The 16391-nt window shown below is 47.7% G+C and carries 15 protein-coding genes; 10 read left to right on the plus strand and 5 right to left on the minus strand.

The window, feature by feature from the left end; genetic code table 11:
• Positions 1-119 precede the first annotated feature (119 nt).
• Positions 120-1805, plus strand: a complete 1686-nt coding sequence (gene ilvD, locus Q0986_RS01965) for a dihydroxy-acid dehydratase (protein ID WP_299402866.1) — start codon at positions 120-122, stop codon at positions 1803-1805.
• Between the two features lie 139 nt (positions 1806-1944).
• Here the strand turns inward: ilvD and Q0986_RS01970 are convergent, their stop codons facing one another.
• Together Q0986_RS01970 and Q0986_RS01975 are read right to left on the minus strand one after the other, a co-directional pair.
• Complete coding sequence (locus Q0986_RS01970) at positions 1945-3459, minus strand: glycoside hydrolase family protein (protein WP_299402868.1); 1515 nt, start codon at positions 3457-3459, stop codon at positions 1945-1947.
• The gene (locus tag Q0986_RS01975) at positions 3459-3824 is read right to left on the minus strand and encodes a hypothetical protein (RefSeq protein WP_299402870.1); all 366 of its coding nucleotides are present in this window, start codon (positions 3822-3824) and stop codon (positions 3459-3461) included. Before Q0986_RS01975 ends, Q0986_RS01970 begins: the two co-directional genes overlap by 1 nt.
• A gap of 344 nt (positions 3825-4168) precedes the next feature.
• Between Q0986_RS01975 and Q0986_RS01980 the strand changes: the two genes are divergently transcribed.
• Positions 4169-4471 carry a hypothetical protein gene (locus tag Q0986_RS01980; protein ID WP_299402872.1) on the plus strand — a complete coding sequence of 101 codons (303 nt, stop codon included), beginning with the start codon at positions 4169-4171 and terminating at the stop codon, positions 4469-4471.
• A 313-nt stretch (positions 4472-4784) separates the two neighbouring features.
• On the opposite strand, the gene Q0986_RS01985 is transcribed toward Q0986_RS01980, so the two are convergent.
• Both Q0986_RS01985 and Q0986_RS01990 read right to left on the minus strand, forming a co-directional pair.
• Positions 4785-5198: a thioesterase family protein gene (locus Q0986_RS01985; RefSeq protein WP_299402875.1), complete on the minus strand. Its 414-nt coding sequence runs from the start codon at positions 5196-5198 to the stop codon at positions 4785-4787.
• A 97-nt stretch (positions 5199-5295) separates the two neighbouring features.
• Entirely contained in the window at positions 5296-6165 is an 870-nt protein-coding gene (locus tag Q0986_RS01990) for a hypothetical protein (RefSeq protein ID WP_299402877.1), read from the minus strand.
• A 207-nt stretch (positions 6166-6372) separates the two neighbouring features.
• Between Q0986_RS01990 and Q0986_RS01995 the strand changes: the two genes are divergently transcribed.
• Positions 6373-6798: a VOC family protein gene (locus tag Q0986_RS01995; protein ID WP_299402879.1), complete on the plus strand. Its 426-nt coding sequence runs from the start codon at positions 6373-6375 to the stop codon at positions 6796-6798.
• Between the two features lie 130 nt (positions 6799-6928).
• A complete protein-coding gene (locus tag Q0986_RS02000) occupies positions 6929-7765 on the plus strand; it encodes a prohibitin family protein (RefSeq protein WP_299402881.1) in 837 nt (278 codons plus the stop codon).
• A 56-nt stretch (positions 7766-7821) separates the two neighbouring features.
• On the opposite strand, the gene Q0986_RS02005 is transcribed toward Q0986_RS02000, so the two are convergent.
• The gene (locus Q0986_RS02005; RefSeq protein ID WP_299402884.1) at positions 7822-9822 is read right to left on the minus strand and encodes an EF-hand domain-containing protein; all 2001 of its coding nucleotides are present in this window, start codon (positions 9820-9822) and stop codon (positions 7822-7824) included.
• Positions 9823-10092: 270 nt separating this feature from the next.
• On the opposite strand from Q0986_RS02005, the gene Q0986_RS02010 reads away from it, so the two are divergent.
• The 6 genes from Q0986_RS02010 (at position 10093) to Q0986_RS02035 (ending at position 16335) form a co-directional block, all read left to right on the plus strand.
• Complete coding sequence (locus tag Q0986_RS02010) at positions 10093-10494, plus strand: heavy metal-responsive transcriptional regulator (RefSeq protein ID WP_299402886.1); 402 nt, start codon at positions 10093-10095, stop codon at positions 10492-10494.
• Between the two features lie 41 nt (positions 10495-10535).
• On the plus strand, positions 10536-11549 hold the full coding sequence (locus tag Q0986_RS02015; protein WP_299402923.1) for an ArsJ-associated glyceraldehyde-3-phosphate dehydrogenase: 1014 nt from the start codon (positions 10536-10538) through the stop codon (positions 11547-11549).
• Positions 11550-11580: 31 nt separating this feature from the next.
• Complete coding sequence (arsJ, locus tag Q0986_RS02020; protein ID WP_299402888.1) at positions 11581-12846, plus strand: organoarsenical effux MFS transporter ArsJ; 1266 nt, start codon at positions 11581-11583, stop codon at positions 12844-12846.
• Positions 12847-13016: 170 nt separating this feature from the next.
• Positions 13017-14666 carry an AarF/ABC1/UbiB kinase family protein gene (locus Q0986_RS02025; RefSeq protein ID WP_299402890.1) on the plus strand — a complete coding sequence of 550 codons (1650 nt, stop codon included), beginning with the start codon at positions 13017-13019 and terminating at the stop codon, positions 14664-14666.
• A gap of 313 nt (positions 14667-14979) precedes the next feature.
• Positions 14980-15732, plus strand: coding sequence for a response regulator transcription factor RpaB (gene rpaB, locus Q0986_RS02030; protein WP_299402892.1), 753 nt, complete (start codon positions 14980-14982; stop codon positions 15730-15732).
• Between the two features lie 159 nt (positions 15733-15891).
• Positions 15892-16335: a hypothetical protein gene (locus Q0986_RS02035; RefSeq protein WP_299402894.1), complete on the plus strand. Its 444-nt coding sequence runs from the start codon at positions 15892-15894 to the stop codon at positions 16333-16335.
• The last annotated feature ends 56 nt before the right edge of the window (positions 16336-16391 follow it).

Below are 16391 nucleotides of genomic sequence, written 5' to 3' on the forward strand. Positions count from 1 at the left end.
GTCATCGATTCTGAGACAATAGACAGTTGAGCAAGGTAAATAGTCTCAAACCTAGTTCTGCCACTAGCCTGTCGTCATTACCTTCTCTTGTATCTGCGTCGTGAAAAGAAGAGACCCTTATGTCTGACAATCGCAATAGCCAAGTCGTCACTCAAGGTGTTCAACGGGCACCGAACCGGGCCATGTTAAGGGCCGTGGGGTTTGGAGATGAGGATTTCACCAAACCGATTGTCGGATTAGCGAATGGTTACAGTACGATTACTCCCTGCAATATGGGGATCGATTCCCTTGCAACTCGAGCAGAGGTCAGCCTGAGAACCGCAGGATCCATGCCTCAGAAGTTCGGTACCATCACCATTAGTGACGGTATTTCCATGGGCACCGAAGGGATGAAATATTCCTTGGTTTCTCGCGAAGTGATTGCCGACTCCATCGAAACCGCTTGCAAGGGGCAGAGTATGGATGGGGTGTTAGCGATTGGCGGTTGTGATAAAAATATGCCCGGTGCCATGCTAGCGATGGCCCGGATGAATATTCCCGCCATTTTTGTCTATGGCGGTACGATCAAACCCGGCCACCTGGATGGCAAAGATCTAACCGTCGTCAGTGCCTTTGAAGCGGTGGGGCAGCATAGTGCTGGACGGATCAGTGAAGCTGAGTTAACGGCAGTCGAAAAACATGCTTGTCCGGGTGCTGGATCCTGTGGCGGGATGTATACGGCGAATACGATGTCGTCCGCGTTTGAGGCAATGGGGATGAGCCTCATGTATTCCTCGACAATGGCGGCGGAAGATGAGGAAAAAGCCGTTAGTGCAGAACAGTCGGCCACTGTACTAGTAGAAGCGATTCGCCAACAAATCTTGCCTCGGGATATTCTGACCCGTAAAGCCTTTGAAAATGCCATCGCCGTGATTATGGCTGTGGGCGGTTCCACCAATGCGGTTCTCCACCTGCTGGCGATTTCCCGTGCTGCGGGTACGCCGCTCACCCTGGATGACTTTGAAACCATCCGAGCTAAAGTCCCTGTGATTTGCGACCTCAAGCCCTCGGGGCGCTACGTTGCCACGGATCTCCATAAAGCGGGTGGTATCCCTTTGGTGATGAAAATGCTGTTGGAGCACGGTCTTCTTCATGGTGATGCCCTGACAATCACGGGTAAAACGATTGCGGAGCAACTGGCCGATGTGCCCTCGGAACCCTCTCCAGACCAGGATGTGATCCGGCCCTGGGACAATCCCATGTACAAGCAAGGCCATCTGGCTATCCTGCGGGGGAACCTAGCGACGGAAGGTGCAGTTGCCAAAATTACGGGCATTAAAAACCCTCAAATTACGGGTCCAGCTCGCGTATTTGAATCGGAAGAGGATTGCTTGGCTGCAATTTTGGCAAACAAGATTCAGCCCAATGATGTAATTGTGGTGCGGTACGAAGGCCCGAAGGGCGGCCCGGGGATGCGAGAAATGCTAGCGCCCACCTCTGCCATTATTGGGGCAGGGTTGGGGGATTCGGTGGGATTAATTACGGATGGCCGATTCTCAGGGGGCACTTACGGCATGGTCGTAGGACATGTGGCCCCAGAAGCTGCGGTGGGCGGGACGATTGCCCTGGTGCAGGAGGGAGACATGATTACGATTGATGCCCATGCCCGGAAGTTGGAGGTACATGTATCGGATCAGGAGTTGGAGGAGCGGCGAGCTAAGTGGGAGCGGCCTCAGCCTCGATATACCACAGGGGTGTTGGCGAAGTATGCCAAATTAGTTTCTTCCAGCAGTGTTGGTGCAGTGACGGATCTAGATATTGTCTGATGCTTCGATTGCAGCCAGCAGTTTAGGAATGCTCTATCAGACGTTGCAAGGGAAAAATACAGTAGTGCTCCACTCAGGACTGGCTCTGTCGCCTATCCTGTGGAGCACTCCTCCGTCATCTTGACCTCTTTGAGAGCGGCTACTGATAGACACTGACAAAGACGGTGGCACCCGGCTGATCATACAAGGGCACAACTTTGTCCCGCAGATCTTGGTTGTACATTCTGATGCAACCTAGGGTCGAGAACAGAGATTGCTTGGGTTTCCATGCGCCCGGCCATCCGCAACCGCTACCGCCGCCATGGATCATAATCCCTGCCCGACCTAGACCCGCTTCTTGGTTTTCTAATTCAACCAGGTCGATACTATACCAGCCATAGGACATGCGATCGCGAGTATAGTTCGCATGCTCACCGGCTTGTTCATAGTCCCGATAGATTTGCCCGCATTTGTACAGACCTGCTGGGGTATCGCCATGTTTGCCAAAGAAATTGTCCTCAAATTGGCCGCGACAGAGGCACTGTACTTCCCACATTAGCGTGCCGCTATGGTCATAGCACTTGATTTTGCCGACGGCATCATTGGCGACTAGATGGTAGTCTCCTGGTTTGAAGCCATGAGCATCTGGATGGGACTTGGGACCTTTCATGCCCGCAACAGCCTGGGGCTGCCGAGGACCAGAAGGTTGAGTGGGTGCTGAGGGGGTTGGGGTTATTTTGGGTTCAAACCCTTTCACCGACGGCGGATTGGTTTTAAGCCGCTGTTCAATGGGTTCGCAATCCTGGGCAGTCTGAATTTCCTGGGCAGCAGCAGCACAGGCGGTTTTTGGTGCTTCGCCGCACCAGACTTTGGCCTCGGCATATCGGCGGCGACCTAGCCCCACCTCCACATTTTCGCCAGGGTTCCGGTACATCATCAGGGTACCGGGTACTGCCTGCCAATCTTTCTCCTTTAAGTTGCCCGTGATGGTTTTATGGTTTGGAGAGCCATAAAAGTCAGCGCCATTATTGTAGGCAAAGCTGGTTAAAGCAGCCCGCTGTTTATCAGTCATTTCATCCCAATGGGGGATGGTCGATTGCAACTTGCTCCAAAAGTCTTTGTGGCAAATGTAGTCGTATAACGCGTCCGCTTCAGTTTGGGTGATAATGTCTCCCATCTGGATAGCCGAACCATCTTGATAGTAGGTACTGCCCCAACCGATAGTGACAGGTAGGCCACCACTTCCAGCTCTCGGATCAGGGTAAGCTTGAATTCGCCCATCCGGTAATTTCTTTTGACAGCCTTCGTAGAAATGGTTAAGTTGGGCGACCTCTGGGGGTAATAAGGGGGCGGATACCGTCTCCGGCTGGGAGGGGGTAGAAGCCGGTTCGGGTAATGTCAGGACCTCTGGTTGATCCCAGGCATCGTCTGGAATATTCCACGATACTGGATTAATATATCGGGTAACCCCCATTTCAATCGTCGGGTAGTCATCGTGCCAGGTATAGGGTCCTGCTAAGATAATCTCTGCCAACTGAGGATTAACCGCAGACACTTTAATGACGCCTAAGATCCCGCCCTCATACACTTTCGCCAATCGGTTTAAGGGTTGATCTTGAGGTTGATCTGGCAAAGGTGCTAAAAGAGTATTCTTCTTCGCTGTAATAAACGGCATTACCAGCCCTCCTGTAAAACGGCGGTTAATTCTTTCTCAGGGGTTTGGACCTTGATGATTTTGGAGGTAGATGAAACCACTTCAGTGGATGGTACAGCTACGGTTTGAGGGACTGCCACTTTTGTGGGCAAACCATTGGATGCAAGCTGTTCGTCTCGCTCTGAGAATTTTTGCAAGCCCTTCATGCCTGCACCGCCAATGGTTAAGGCCCCGGTCAGAATGTATAGGTTTTCTGAGAACGCTTTCCCTCGCCATTCTCCAGCACCCATCGTAATGGCGAGGCCAAGTCCCACCAAAACCGATGCAGTGGTCTGCAGCCTCCCTGAGGATCGCTTGCCTTTATCGTCTTGAAATATTCCGGGCATGATGTCATCTCCTTGAAGTATCGATAAATTGTGTTGTCTGCTGCCTGTTGCCCAATCCTCTGATTGATGCAGATATTCTTGAGGAGACTCAAGAGAAGTATCGTTAGCCCATTTGGGGCAATCTATTCGATCCTTCAAGTCAGTCTTCCATAGCTTCCGGTATTATTCTATTCCCGAGAGAAATAGAGAGTAATATCGAAAGATTCGTGTGAACTGATTTATATCTGAATTAGAGCACCCGTTTTTGAGGCATTCAGTGATATGCGATGATTTTTGAAGTGATTTTGAACACATTTTGTGTGTTAGTTATGTTCAAAGCCATAACCTGGCCAGGGAAGGCGCGATTGTCAAAATCACAGGCATCAAACACCCACAAATTACGAGATCCAGCCCGCGTGTTTGAAGCGGAAGAGACGGGCTTGGCTGCAGTTTTGGCGGGCCAGATTCAGCCCAATGAGATTCAAGAACGAGCTGACCTGTACTATTCCCGTTTCTATACTCTTCTGAAACGGATTGCAGAGGCACAACCTGCCGCTCCTATCGCTATGCTGGAGTTGTTAGAACGTGCGATAGAAGAAGCTCAAGGAACAGTTAGTGCTTTGGAAACAACGTTGCAGGAAATTCTAAATGATTGGGATGTGTTATGACACCGTCTTCCCAGACACCTAATTTACAGAAAGTACAAGAAAGAGCGAGCCAGATACAAAAAATATGCCAGCGCGCTGACGCCGGGATTTTGCTTTTAGATGATTTAATTGGTCAATTAGAAGAGAATGCCCGATCATCACTGCTGCACCAATATCATTTAAAGAGAGCAGGGCATTTGCTAAAGACAGAGGTGAGATCGCAGTGATCAAAACTCTGGTGAATGAGATACAGCCATCTTTTTCCTAATTGCTGATATACCAGAGCTTAGGCGTGGCCTTTGCAATAAATGCTTTTAGCACAACATCCCTATCTTTAAGACATCGCCAAACTCCAGCGCTGAATCCAGGTCACCATTTCCTTGGGGAGTGGTTTGCGCTGGCGGTTAATGGGATTGATACAGACATGCCGAATCATCGCTTTTGCAACGATTCGCTCACCCTTATTGACTGCCGTAATGGTGTAGCGAACCTCAAAATCATCTTCCGCCAACTGGTGGGTACTGAGCTGAACCACTAGCTGATCGCCGCAAAAACTGGGCCTGAGAAAATCAATATTGGCATGGACCACGGGCATCGCCGTGTCTGGATTGCTAAAGAAGGTGCGAATATCAATCCCCGCTCCCATCAAGGCATCTTCAAAGGCTTCATGACAGATATCAAGAGCACTGGTGAAATAAACCACCCCAGCAGCATCGGTATCTTGGAGTCGAACAGTACGTGTGTACATGGGCAGGTCAATCAATCTAAATATATAGGAGGGGTGATATAGAGCCTCCTTTTTTGGTCAGAGCATGTTTTTTTGCTCAAGAATAGAATAGCCGATTTTACCCCTCTTTGAGTAGGTAGGCACATCCTGCCCCCATCATCTCAGCGCCAATATTCACAAATCGATAGATCGCCACCGTCGCTAATAACAGGCCAGGCGATAGGTAAGGGTGCAAAATATCGATCGCAGAGGCCTCAAATACCCCCATCCCTGCCGGAGTCGGAATCACCAGGCTGAGCAGCCAAGCAAAACTGAAGCCACCCATTAACGGACTTAAGGCCGACCAGTTAATGGGAGTAAACGCCAACACAATCAGTAGAAAGATTAGGCCGCGCAATAGCATAAATAACAACGACCCCATCAGCACTCGTAGGGGGTAATAGTGCATACGCACGGTACTAGAGTCCTTGCCTTGAAATTGGCGGAACTGATGCCACAGAAAATTGAGCACACGCGGATGAACCACAATTAAGATAGTCCCTAGTATCGTCCCCATCAAGGCAGCATAAGGGGTATTGAGCAACGCCAATCCTAAGGCCCCAGCAATCACAAATAGAGGTTCTAGCAAAACACTTAGGGTCGCTAACTCCAGTCCTAATCCTTGTTTCTGCGCTGCTTTGACCTGACCGTACAAATGCCAGATACTGCCGGGGATATATTTAGCAGGTGTATGTTTCAAAAAGGTGACGATTGCCCATCGTTGGGGCGTTGGCTGTTTAAACGCCGCTAAAATCCAACACCATAAAACACCGAGCCATAGTTGAGCAAAGAGTGCGATCGCAAATGCAGCACAACCATACAACCAAGCCTGATGCTGGAATTCCAGCGTTCTCACATCTTGCCAATGGCTGAGTAACGTCTTGATTAAGAAAAAGAGGGTGACTCCTAATATTCCCCAGCGAATAAAAAATTTCAGGTACCGCCGCATAAACCTATTCCTAACTGCCCCTCGGCTCTGTCCATAAGGTACCCAGATCCGCAATGGGTCTGTAATGTAGATAAAAGACTTAATCCTTTGAGCATGCCCATCATGCGCGATCTGCCCTAGTGGATGTTGTATGGTGGGTCACATGAGCCAATACATGGGTGATCCGTCACTGAATCTCGTAGCGCAGCCAACTCGTCTTCAAAAATCATGAGAGATATCGGACTAACCCATATAGCCCTCCCCGTGGCAGACATTGAACGCAGTATTGAGTTTTATGCCACCTATGCTCAGATGCAGGTGGTTCACAAACGCATTGATGGGGCATCCGGTATTCCAGTGGTGTGGTTGTCGGATGGCACTCGCCCCTTTGTGATCGTGCTGATTCAAAAAGAGATTGTGCAACCCGTCTTATCGCCCTTGGCTCATTTAGGGGTGGGTTGCTCTAGTCGCGAAGCATTAGATCGACTCTGCCATCAAGCCCAGCAAGCAGGAGTCCTCTTAGATGGCCCGCAAGATGCAGGGCATCCCATTGGCTACTGGGCCTTTTTGCGCGATCCAGACGGTCACACCTTAGAGTTGTCCTATGGTCAAGAAGTTGGATTAACTGTGGAGCAGGCGACTCAGCAAAAATAATATCCTGAATGCTCTCTGCACCAATCCTTAATTTCCCTAGCAAAGCGTACTATCCCCCTCTATCCCAGCCAGGATCGGTATACTGATAAACGGTTGATTGAACAGGCGTTGGTTAGGGCAAAAGTCCAATATGCAAAATAGTCGCAGCAATAATTTGATCACGCTCTTGAGCGTTGGCCTTATGGCCTTAGTCGTGGTCTTTAGCAGTTTTTTTGTCATTAACCCTGGCCAAGCAGGGGTGGTCAGCATTTTAGGCAAAGCTAGAGATACTGCCTTCCTGGAAGGGGTTCATATCAAACCACCGATTATTTCTGCCGTCGATGTTTATGATGTGACGGTCCAAAAGTTTGAAGTACCCGCCCAAAGCTCAACCAAGGATCTGCAAGATCTCAATGCCCGGTTTGCCATTAACTTTCGCCTTGATCCCATGCAGGTGGTCGACATTCGTCGTACACAAGGGACTCTTGCGAATATTGTCTCCAAAATTATTGCACCTCAAACACAGGAATCATTTAAAATCGCAGCTGCTCGTAGAACGGTGGAAGAAGCTATTACCCAACGGGCAGAGTTGAAGCAGGACTTTGATGATGTGCTCGAAAAACGCCTAGAAAAGTACGGCATTATGGTGTTGGATACGAGTGTTATTGATTTAGAGTTTTCACCTGAATTTGCTAAATCCGTTGAAGATAAACAGGTGGCAGAACAACGGTCTAAGCGAGCAGTGTTTATTGCTCAAGAGGCAGAACAGCAAGCCCAAGCAGATATTAATCGGGCTAAAGGTAAGGCAGAAGCGCAACGATTATTAGCCGAAACCCTTAAGGCTCAGGGAGGAGAATTGGTACTGGAAAAAGAAGCGATCGCAGCCTGGCGCGAAGGCGGATCACAAATGCCAGAAGTGTTGGTTACCCAGGGAAGTGAGCAATCAAGTGCTCCATTTCTCTTTAATTTCAATGATTTACCCAAATAATTAGCTCTGTGTCCTGTTAATTCATCAACAGTAGACAATAACGTCCAAATATAATCCTAAAAGTTCTCTTTGCTGTAGGAGAATCCATATTGATAACATTTACGTCTTAAAGTGCCGGAAAGCCCTCTAGGTCCGCAGTAAAAAACGTCAACGTTTTTATCCTTGTATTCCTCTTTCTGGTAGTGATTCTGCAGTTCTTTAAAGATGTCGTCCCAGACAGGTCGGCCATATTGAAATTGTTTTTTTAGGCCAGTAATAATGTCAACTTTCTGTTCTTGGTGCAGTAAATCTATTGCTGTATACAAAGTAATGAATCGAGGAGCATCTCTATCTTTGGGAGCGCCTGTTTGATATAGATTAATATCCAATAAATTAAACGTGTCTTCAGCTTCTAACCGTTGAAATATTTCCAATAGCCACTCAAAAGAATCTTGGGTGCGGTTAAACCAGTAGAAATGGATTTTCTTCAGTTTCAACTGCTCTGACTTAGTCTGACGCTGATGCAGAATGCTTTGTAATAGAGACGCATAGGGAGTAACACCAATCCCTCCTGCAATTAAGATGGCGTATTCTGACTGTTCAATATTGCTACTAGGACTGTGGTAAGGTCCATCCAAATAGACTGGGATCTGAGGTACAGAAACATCTTTATCGCGCTTTTGAATCAAATCTCGAAACTCACTGAAGAGTGTTCCAGTCCAGCTTCCTACTGCCCTGATATGTAATGACAGGGCATTTCCTTGTTCAGGAGGACTACTAATTGTGAAGGGATGCCACTCATTTGTTGAAATATTGGGGCATTTCAAATAGAGATAGTCTGAAGCTCTGAAAGAAAAATTATGGGGGCGAGCAATTGCTAAGGATAAAACATCGTTAGGCAATATTTGCGCATCGATGACATGGGTTTTTTGCTTTCTACGTTGAAACCGGACAAGGCGTTCAACCAAAAAGGCTGCAATTGGCACAGCCGCCCATCGGTAAAAATGAGGTCCATGCACAAACAGGAGGCTAATCAAAGGGACATATGCCAAGTGCATATTAAAAAAAAGGTTGAACTTCTTCTTTTCTCGAATAAAGGGTAGAGAGGTATACCACATTAGCAGTAGAAGTAGCATCAGCAATGACCCGGTATACCCTGGTCCATATAGCAAGAAAAAGTGCAAAGGGTAATTGATTTTGAATGCTTGACTTTCAAAGATATGATTAACAATATGAGCAACGGTATGGATAACAGCCAAGACAAAGATCATATGCCCTACGATCTTATGAAATGCAATATGTTCATCTATTGGCAAATATTTATTGAGTTTCGTATTGCGTAACACAGTCATCCAATGCCGCATGATCGGCACCAACACCAAAGCACCATTAAAGTTCAGTGCCAGTCCACACCCACGTGCAATTCGATACCAAGGAGTGTCAAATCGATAAGCTGGAGACGTATAAGCATGAAAAAACAGGAAAAAAGTAATTGCTAAGTATAGAAAGAGAAAGAGAAATTTCCCCCAGTTGTTCTTGATATAGTGCCACCGCCTTTCCCCTTGTTCTTGAAATATATTCTCTGTTGAACCATTGGAGGATGGAGCTTTAAGCCATTGTTCGGGATTGACAGACAGTACGTCTTGTAATTGAGGAGATTGACTCAGAAGCTTCTTAAATTCGTTAAGTGAGATTTCACCATTTTGATCAGTATCAGCCTTTTTAAATAAAATATCTAGTAGTTGTTGGCGTTTCTCTGCAGTTAACTCCAGATTTGCCTGCTTTAAGCTAGCTTGAATGAATTTAGCGAGTTCCTGTCTATCAATAAAACCATCATCATTACCATCATGCAGTTGAAATGCGAAGTCTAGCTTTTCTACCTTGGCTCGATGTATTCCCTGCTGGAACTCTTGGAAGTTAACTCCTTGAGTTTGATCCACATCAAATATGTGAAATAAGCGTTCACTTAAATACTTATTATTTAGCTTCAGAGCCTCTTGAAAATCTTCGAAGTTAAGCTTTTTATCCTCGCCCGCAAACGCCAGGAATTGTTCCTCTAAACTCTTAAAGTCACTCATAGTGCCTTTGCCTAATTACGAATTGGGGTATGGTTGTGGCCTTTTTCTGGAAAAGTGGACAGTCAAAAGCAGCAACTAACCAATAAGATATGCCAAAGCTACTTTTACTCAATAAAGATTTTGAATGTATTTGGACTAATCTGCTAGGTTGCAACAGAACGTTGAGTAGCCCCGAACCATATTGAATGAGCGAGGAGGAGGGGGTTGACCTTATACCAGGGTATAGGGTCTATCATCTTCAAGTAAGTCAAATTACTCAGCGTAGACAACATGCTGAAGGTTCATCAGGTTGCCCAACAGCTAGGGTTAAATGCTCAGACCATCTATTACTACGAACGGATTGGGTTGATTCCATCCCCTCAACGCAATCCCTCAGGCTATCGATTGTTTAGCGATCAAGATGTTGAGCGGCTGACATGGATCAGTCGAGCAAAAGCACTCGGATTGACCTTAGAAGAAATTCGGGAAATTCTCGAACTCCGGGCCGATCAATCGTTGACCTGTCAGGAGGTGCACCAACGATTAGTGAGTAAAGTTCAGAAAATTGAAACATCAATCGCTCAATTACAGGAATTAAAAGGGGAATTGCTAACGCTAGCCCATCGATGTGAGCAAACCCTCAAACATCAAGACCCAGACACCGACTGCGGTGTATTTAGTGGTGACCCCTGATCAACCTCAAAACCAACTGTAGACCTGCGGGAGAATAGAGGCTGATGGTACGAATTGGCATCAATGGCTTTGGCCGCATGGGCCGCTTAGCCCTACGAGCTGCCTGGAACTGGCCTGAACTGGAATTTGTTCATGTGAATGAACTCCACGGGGGGACTGCCGCTGCTGCTCATCTGTTGAAATTTGACTCCGTACATGGTCGTTGGCAACCCGAAGTCCAGGCCATTAGTAACAAGCAGTTTTTGATTGATCAACAGCCGCTGAGTTTCAGTGAATATCCCACACCGGGGGAAGTGCCTTGGGATGAATTTGGGGTCGATATGGTGTTGGAATGTTCTGGAAAGTTTCGGACCGTGGCGCTGTTAGACCCCTATTTCAAACAAGGGGTGCAGAAAGTGATTGTGGCAGCTCCTGTAAAGCAAGGAGCCCTCAATATTGTTATGGGCATTAATGATGATTTGTATAAGCCCGATCAACACCATTTATTGACCGCTGCGTCTTGCACCACCAACTGTCTTGCTCCAGTAATCAAAGTCATCCATGAAGGGTTAGGGATTCAACATGGGGCGATTACAACTATCCACGACATCACCAATACCCAAACCATTGTGGATGCGCCTCACACCGACTTACGCCGAGCACGAGCGAATAGCCTATCATTGATTCCTACAACCACTGGCTCAGCAACAGCAATCACGCTAATTTACCCAGAACTAAAAGGAAAGTTAAATGGCTTAGCAGTCCGAGTTCCCTTACTCAATGCCTCTTTGACAGATTGTGTGTTTGAGGTGTCACGCCCCACCCAGATTGAGGAAGTCAATCACCTGCTCAAAACAGCCGCAGCCGAACAACTCAAGGGCATTCTGGGGGTCGAAGAGCGTCCCCTAGTGTCCATTGATTATAAGGACGACCCTCGTTCCGCCATTATTGATGCCCCTTCGACAATGGTGATCGATCAAACTCAAGTCAAGATACTCGCTTGGTATGACAACGAGTGGGGCTATGTCAATCGCATGGTTGAACTTGCCCAGAAAGTTGCCAGGTCACTCGCCTAACGTCCAGAATTTCGTTCCACTACAGATCATCATGCTGTCAACGCCAACCATTCATCAACAAAGTGTTCGCGATTACGCCGTTGTGACCCTAGCCTACTGGGGATTTACACTAACCGATGGCGCCCTACGAATGCTCGTGCTGCTCTACTTCCATACCTTGGGTTATCATCCGTTAGCAGTAGCAATGCTGTTTCTGTTCTACGAAGTTTTTGGCATTGTCACCAATTTGTTGGGCGGGTGGATTGGCTCGCGATTTGGGATCAAATTGACCCTCTACAGTGGTATCGCGTTGCAAATTGGGGCATTGCTGATGCTGACCCCAGTGAATTCTTCATGGGCGACAGCCTGGGCTGTTCCCTACGTGATGATCGCTCAGGCTATTTCAGGCATCGCCAAAGACCTCACGAAAATGAGTTCCAAAAGCGCGATTCGCTTGGTCATTCCTCAAACAGCCCAATCATCTCTATTTAAGTGGGTTGCGATTCTGACAGGCTCAAAAAATGCGCTCAAGGGGGTGGGCTTTTTTGTCGGCAGCCTCTTATTAGCAACTGTCGGTTATATCCATGCATTACTCGGCATGGCAGCCGCACTATTTTTGATTTTGTTATCCAGTCGATGGTTGCCAGCGGGGATGGGTAAGATCAAAACCAAGGTGAAGTTGCGTCAAATGTTTTCCAAAAGCCGAGAGATCAACATTCTTTCAGCAGCTCGGTTTTTCCTATTTGGTGCCCGAGATATTTGGTTTGTGGTGGGCTTGCCTGTGTTTCTCTACAGTGGGTTGAGCTGGACCTTTACCCAGGTGGGTGGGTTCCTGGCACTTTGGGTAATAGGCTATGGCATTGTCCAATCGCTGGCACCGACGATTCTGAAGCACTTCGGTTCGAGTCATCCTCCCCAAGCCCATACGATTCGGTTTTGGACAGGGCTATTGACCGCTATACCAGCAGCTATCGGGCTTGCTTTGCAAATGGGGCTGCCCACAGGACCCACGATTATCCTGGGACTAATGATCTTCGGGATTGTGTTTGCGTTTAATTCAGCCGTGCATTCGTATTTGGTGTTGGCTTATACGGAGGATGACAAAGTATCTCTAAATGTGGGCTTTTACTATATGGCCAATGCAGGCGGACGACTGGCTGGAACAGTGCTATCGGGGCTTATTTTTCAGCTGTATGGATTAGTGGGATGCTTATGGGTCTCAACCCTGTTTGTCTTGTTGGCCGAATTGGTCACGCTAAAGTTACCCAATCCGAAACCCGCTAAAGCGCTAGCCTGGACTGTCAAAAGTAGTAACTAGCCGCCAACGGTCGCACACGTCTGCTGTAGTGTCGCTTCGTCCAAATCTAAAACAGTGGTTTGTGCTTCGACGGAACCTTAACCAGTTGCCTGCAGACGTTTTGAGCTAGGATTTCAGTAGATCAGATACAGATGTCTTGATATCCGCTTAACTATCCTCCAGGAGGCAGTGTGTTTTCGGGCTTAACGCAAACCGCCTCTCGGCAGCGCGAAATTATTGAAGTTGTCCTCCGGAATGGTTGGGACTTCATGCAGCAATTATTGACCGGCGGCAAAGCCGATCAACCCGCTTTGCCCACACCAACGGTTCTTCGTAATATTCTTGTTGATTTAGGGCCAGTCTATGTGAAGTTGGGCCAACTTCTAAGTACTCGGCCTGACATTTTACCGGCGTCCTATATTGAGGTCTTATCCACGCTTCAAAGTGAGGTCCCTCCTGTTCCCTGGCCAGAGGTCAAAACCGTTATTCAGCAGCAAATTGCTCAAGAGCTGCGTGCCCAATTTAAGGAGGTTGATCCAACCCCAGTTGCCTCCGGGTCCATTGCTCAAGTGCACCGCGCTACTCTCGCGAATGGCCAGCCCGTTGCGATCAAAATCCAGCGACCGGGGATTGACCTCATTGTTAATCAAGATATTACCCTGATTCGCACGCTAGCCGACCTAGCCTCACGCACCGATATTGGCAAAGACTATGACCTCAAGGCCTTAGCAGAAGAGTTTTCCAGTGCACTTTTAGACGAATTGGACTTTACGGTTGAAGCGAGACATACGGAACAGCTGCGCCAGAATTTATCCAGGAGCCGCTGGTTCGAGCCACAGCAGTTGGTGATTCCCAAAATTAATGTGGCGTTAACCACCCAGAAAGTGCTGGTCATGCAATGGCTAGACGGTGAGCCGCTGCTGTCAGCGAATTTACCGGTGACCCAACAAGAGCCACAAGTCAATGCAGCGCGGCGGCGGGTAACGACGCTCCTGTTTCGGGCCTTTCTTCAGCAGATCTATGTGGATGGCTTTTTCCATGCGGATCCTCATCCGGGCAACTTATACTATCTGCGAGATGGTCGAGCAGCCATTCTCGATTGTGGGATGGTGGGGCGGTTAGATCCCAACACTCAGCAAATTTTGACGGAGATGCTACTCGCCATTGTTGATCTGGATGCCCAACGCTGTAGTCAACTAACGTTGCAATTGGCAAAAACAAGGCGAACTGATAATCTCGCCCAGTTGGAAAGTGATTTCGAAGCTTTGCTGCGGAAGTACTATAACCGCAATCTTGCTGAGATTAATCTGGGAGAGGTGTTGTATGAGGTCCTCCAGGTGGCCCGCAGTAATAAGCTACAGCTGCCTGGCAATGTGGGTTTGTATGTCAAGGCCTTAGCGAATTTGGAAGGGGCCGCTCGAACCTTTGATCCAAAATTTAATGTGTTGGATGAAGTCAAGCCCTTGATGAGTGACTTATTCCGACGGCAGTTAGTGGGCGAAGATCCGCTGCCAACCTTGTTGCGAATGGCACTGGATGTCAAGAATTTATCGTTGCGATCGCCCCGTCAACTCGAACAACTTCTGGATCAAGTGACATCAGAATCGTTGCAGTGGAACTTGAATTTATTGGGGCTTAATGGCTTGCGGCTGACCTTAGACAATGCTGCCAATCGCCTCTCTTTCAGTATTTTGGTAGGGTCGCTGATTATGGGAGCAGCCATGATTTCAGCGGAAAAACAGACGGCACTGTACTGGCTTAGCAATACGTTGTTTGCCGTAGCGAGCTTCCTGGGATTGTGGTTGGCGATCAGTATTTTGCGGTCGGGCAACCTGCGCTAAATCGAAGTTGGCCTTTGTTGATTGAAGTCAGGTCGATTGAGTTAGGGCTGTGGGCTTAAACTAGGAATATTGCAGGGGTAGCTGCATCTTCAGAGCAGTCCTATTTGTCACCACAGGCTTATTTAGCCAACATTCAGGACAGCCTTGTAGAATGTTAACTTATGTTATAAATTATAATTATTTATAACGCTATTTCTACTGTCTTGCCGTTAACAGAGTGTTTGTGAGGATGAGCAGCTTGTCCATGAGTTGGCGCATCAGAACTCTGCGATCGCAAATATGACTTTATAAATTTCTTGGAGATACAGGTCCCTTGGGTAGGCAACATAAGATCCTGGTTGTTGATGATGAAGCGACCATCCGTCGTATTTTAGCGACCCGCCTATCAATGGTGGGGTATGAAGTGATTGTTGCTGCTGATGGTGTCGAAGCCCTAGAACAGTTTGAGGCTGAAAAACCCGATTTAATTGTCTTGGATGTGATGATGCCCAAGATGAACGGGCTTCAGGTTTGCCAGACGTTGCGGCAGACCACCGGGGTTCCCATTATTATGCTGACAGCCTTGGGGGAAGTGAGCGATCGGATCAAGGGATTAGAGTTAGGTGCAGACGATTACTTACCTAAACCCTTCTCTCCTAAAGAATTAGAAAGCAGAATTCAGGCTATCTTAAGGCGTACCGTGTCTGCAAAGACTGTGGGCAAGGGAACAAACGGCTCTAAGGATCAAGTGATCATGGAAATTGGACCGTTACGGATTGAAACCCATAAACGCCAGGTGTACCTGCACGGACAACGCGTTCAGCTCACAGGGATTGAGTTTGATGTCCTCAAGTTATTAGTCTCAAAAGCCGGGCAAACGGTGTCTCGCTCCGATATCCTGCAGCAAGTTTGGGGCTATTCTGCCAACCACTATGCTGATTTGCGAGTAGTGGATGTTAATGTCTCTCGCTTGCGATCCAAAATTGGCGACAGCTCTAAGCAACCCGAATTTATCCATACGGATTGGGGGATTGGCTATTTTTTTCAAAAGATGAGAAAAACATCCCCTGAACAAGTGATGTGTTAGCTTGGCTTGCGATCGCAATGCGGTCAATCCACTCCATATGATGGCGTTGGCAACCCTTGTTCACAGTCTGCTGTCCAATCTATTTCATAGAACGGCGATGGTTTGCTATCCTGAGCAAGATTTATCAAGTGAATTCATTGGAAGTAAGGACTCAAGACTATGGGGTTGAAGGATCAGTTTGAAAATGAAGACAAGCAGGCCAGCATTGCCGCCGATTGTGCTCAATTGATGGATGAGCAAGTGGCGACCAAAACTGGACTCTCTGGTTTGGCCATCAAGACAGCATATCGAGCGTTTAAAGGCATTGGCCCTGGCTACATTCCTAGAGTTCTACAAAGCTTAGTTCCTCAGGCCTTGGATGCGCTAGACCCCATGTGGACGGAAGGGATGCAATCCGGTGATCCTGTAAAGCATCTCAGTCAAAATTCCTCAGCAACAGCAGATGTATTGCTAGGCGTAACGGATCAAAAATTGAGTCAGGCCAAAAATAAAATTGTGATTGCTACCTATAAGAAGGTTCGCAAATCCGTGAAGGGAGATGTGGAAGAAGCGGTGCCCGGTTTAGCCCAAATTCTGGGAAATTATGCCAACACATCGATTTGAACTCTCAGTACAGCAGTCGCCATTCTATTTAGGGCGCTAGGGACAAGACATGTCCA

This window comes from Acaryochloris sp. IP29b_bin.148 (genome assembly GCF_028285565.1).
Lineage (GTDB): Bacteria > Cyanobacteriota > Cyanobacteriia > Thermosynechococcales > Thermosynechococcaceae > Acaryochloris.

Excerpts from the sequence above, each read along its gene's own strand:
- Q0986_RS01985 (WP_299402875.1), bottom strand. The coding sequence starts at position 5,198 with ATGTACACACGTACTGTTCGACTCCAAGATACCGATGCTGCTGGGGTG.
- Q0986_RS02010 (WP_299402886.1), top strand. The coding sequence starts at position 10,093 with ATGCTGAAGGTTCATCAGGTTGCCCAACAGCTAGGGTTAAATGCTCAG.
- Q0986_RS01995 (WP_299402879.1), top strand. The coding sequence starts at position 6,373 with ATGAGAGATATCGGACTAACCCATATAGCCCTCCCCGTGGCAGACATT.
- ilvD (WP_299402866.1), top strand. The coding sequence starts at position 120 with ATGTCTGACAATCGCAATAGCCAAGTCGTCACTCAAGGTGTTCAACGG.
- Q0986_RS01975 (WP_299402870.1), bottom strand. The coding sequence starts at position 3,824 with ATGCCCGGAATATTTCAAGACGATAAAGGCAAGCGATCCTCAGGGAGG.
- Q0986_RS02000 (WP_299402881.1), top strand. The coding sequence starts at position 6,929 with ATGCAAAATAGTCGCAGCAATAATTTGATCACGCTCTTGAGCGTTGGC.
- Q0986_RS02005 (WP_299402884.1), bottom strand. The coding sequence starts at position 9,822 with ATGAGTGACTTTAAGAGTTTAGAGGAACAATTCCTGGCGTTTGCGGGC.
- Q0986_RS02035 (WP_299402894.1), top strand. The coding sequence starts at position 15,892 with ATGGGGTTGAAGGATCAGTTTGAAAATGAAGACAAGCAGGCCAGCATT.
- Q0986_RS01970 (WP_299402868.1), bottom strand. The coding sequence starts at position 3,459 with ATGCCGTTTATTACAGCGAAGAAGAATACTCTTTTAGCACCTTTGCCA.
- arsJ (WP_299402888.1), top strand. The coding sequence starts at position 11,581 with ATGCTGTCAACGCCAACCATTCATCAACAAAGTGTTCGCGATTACGCC.
- Q0986_RS01990 (WP_299402877.1), bottom strand. The coding sequence starts at position 6,165 with ATGCGGCGGTACCTGAAATTTTTTATTCGCTGGGGAATATTAGGAGTC.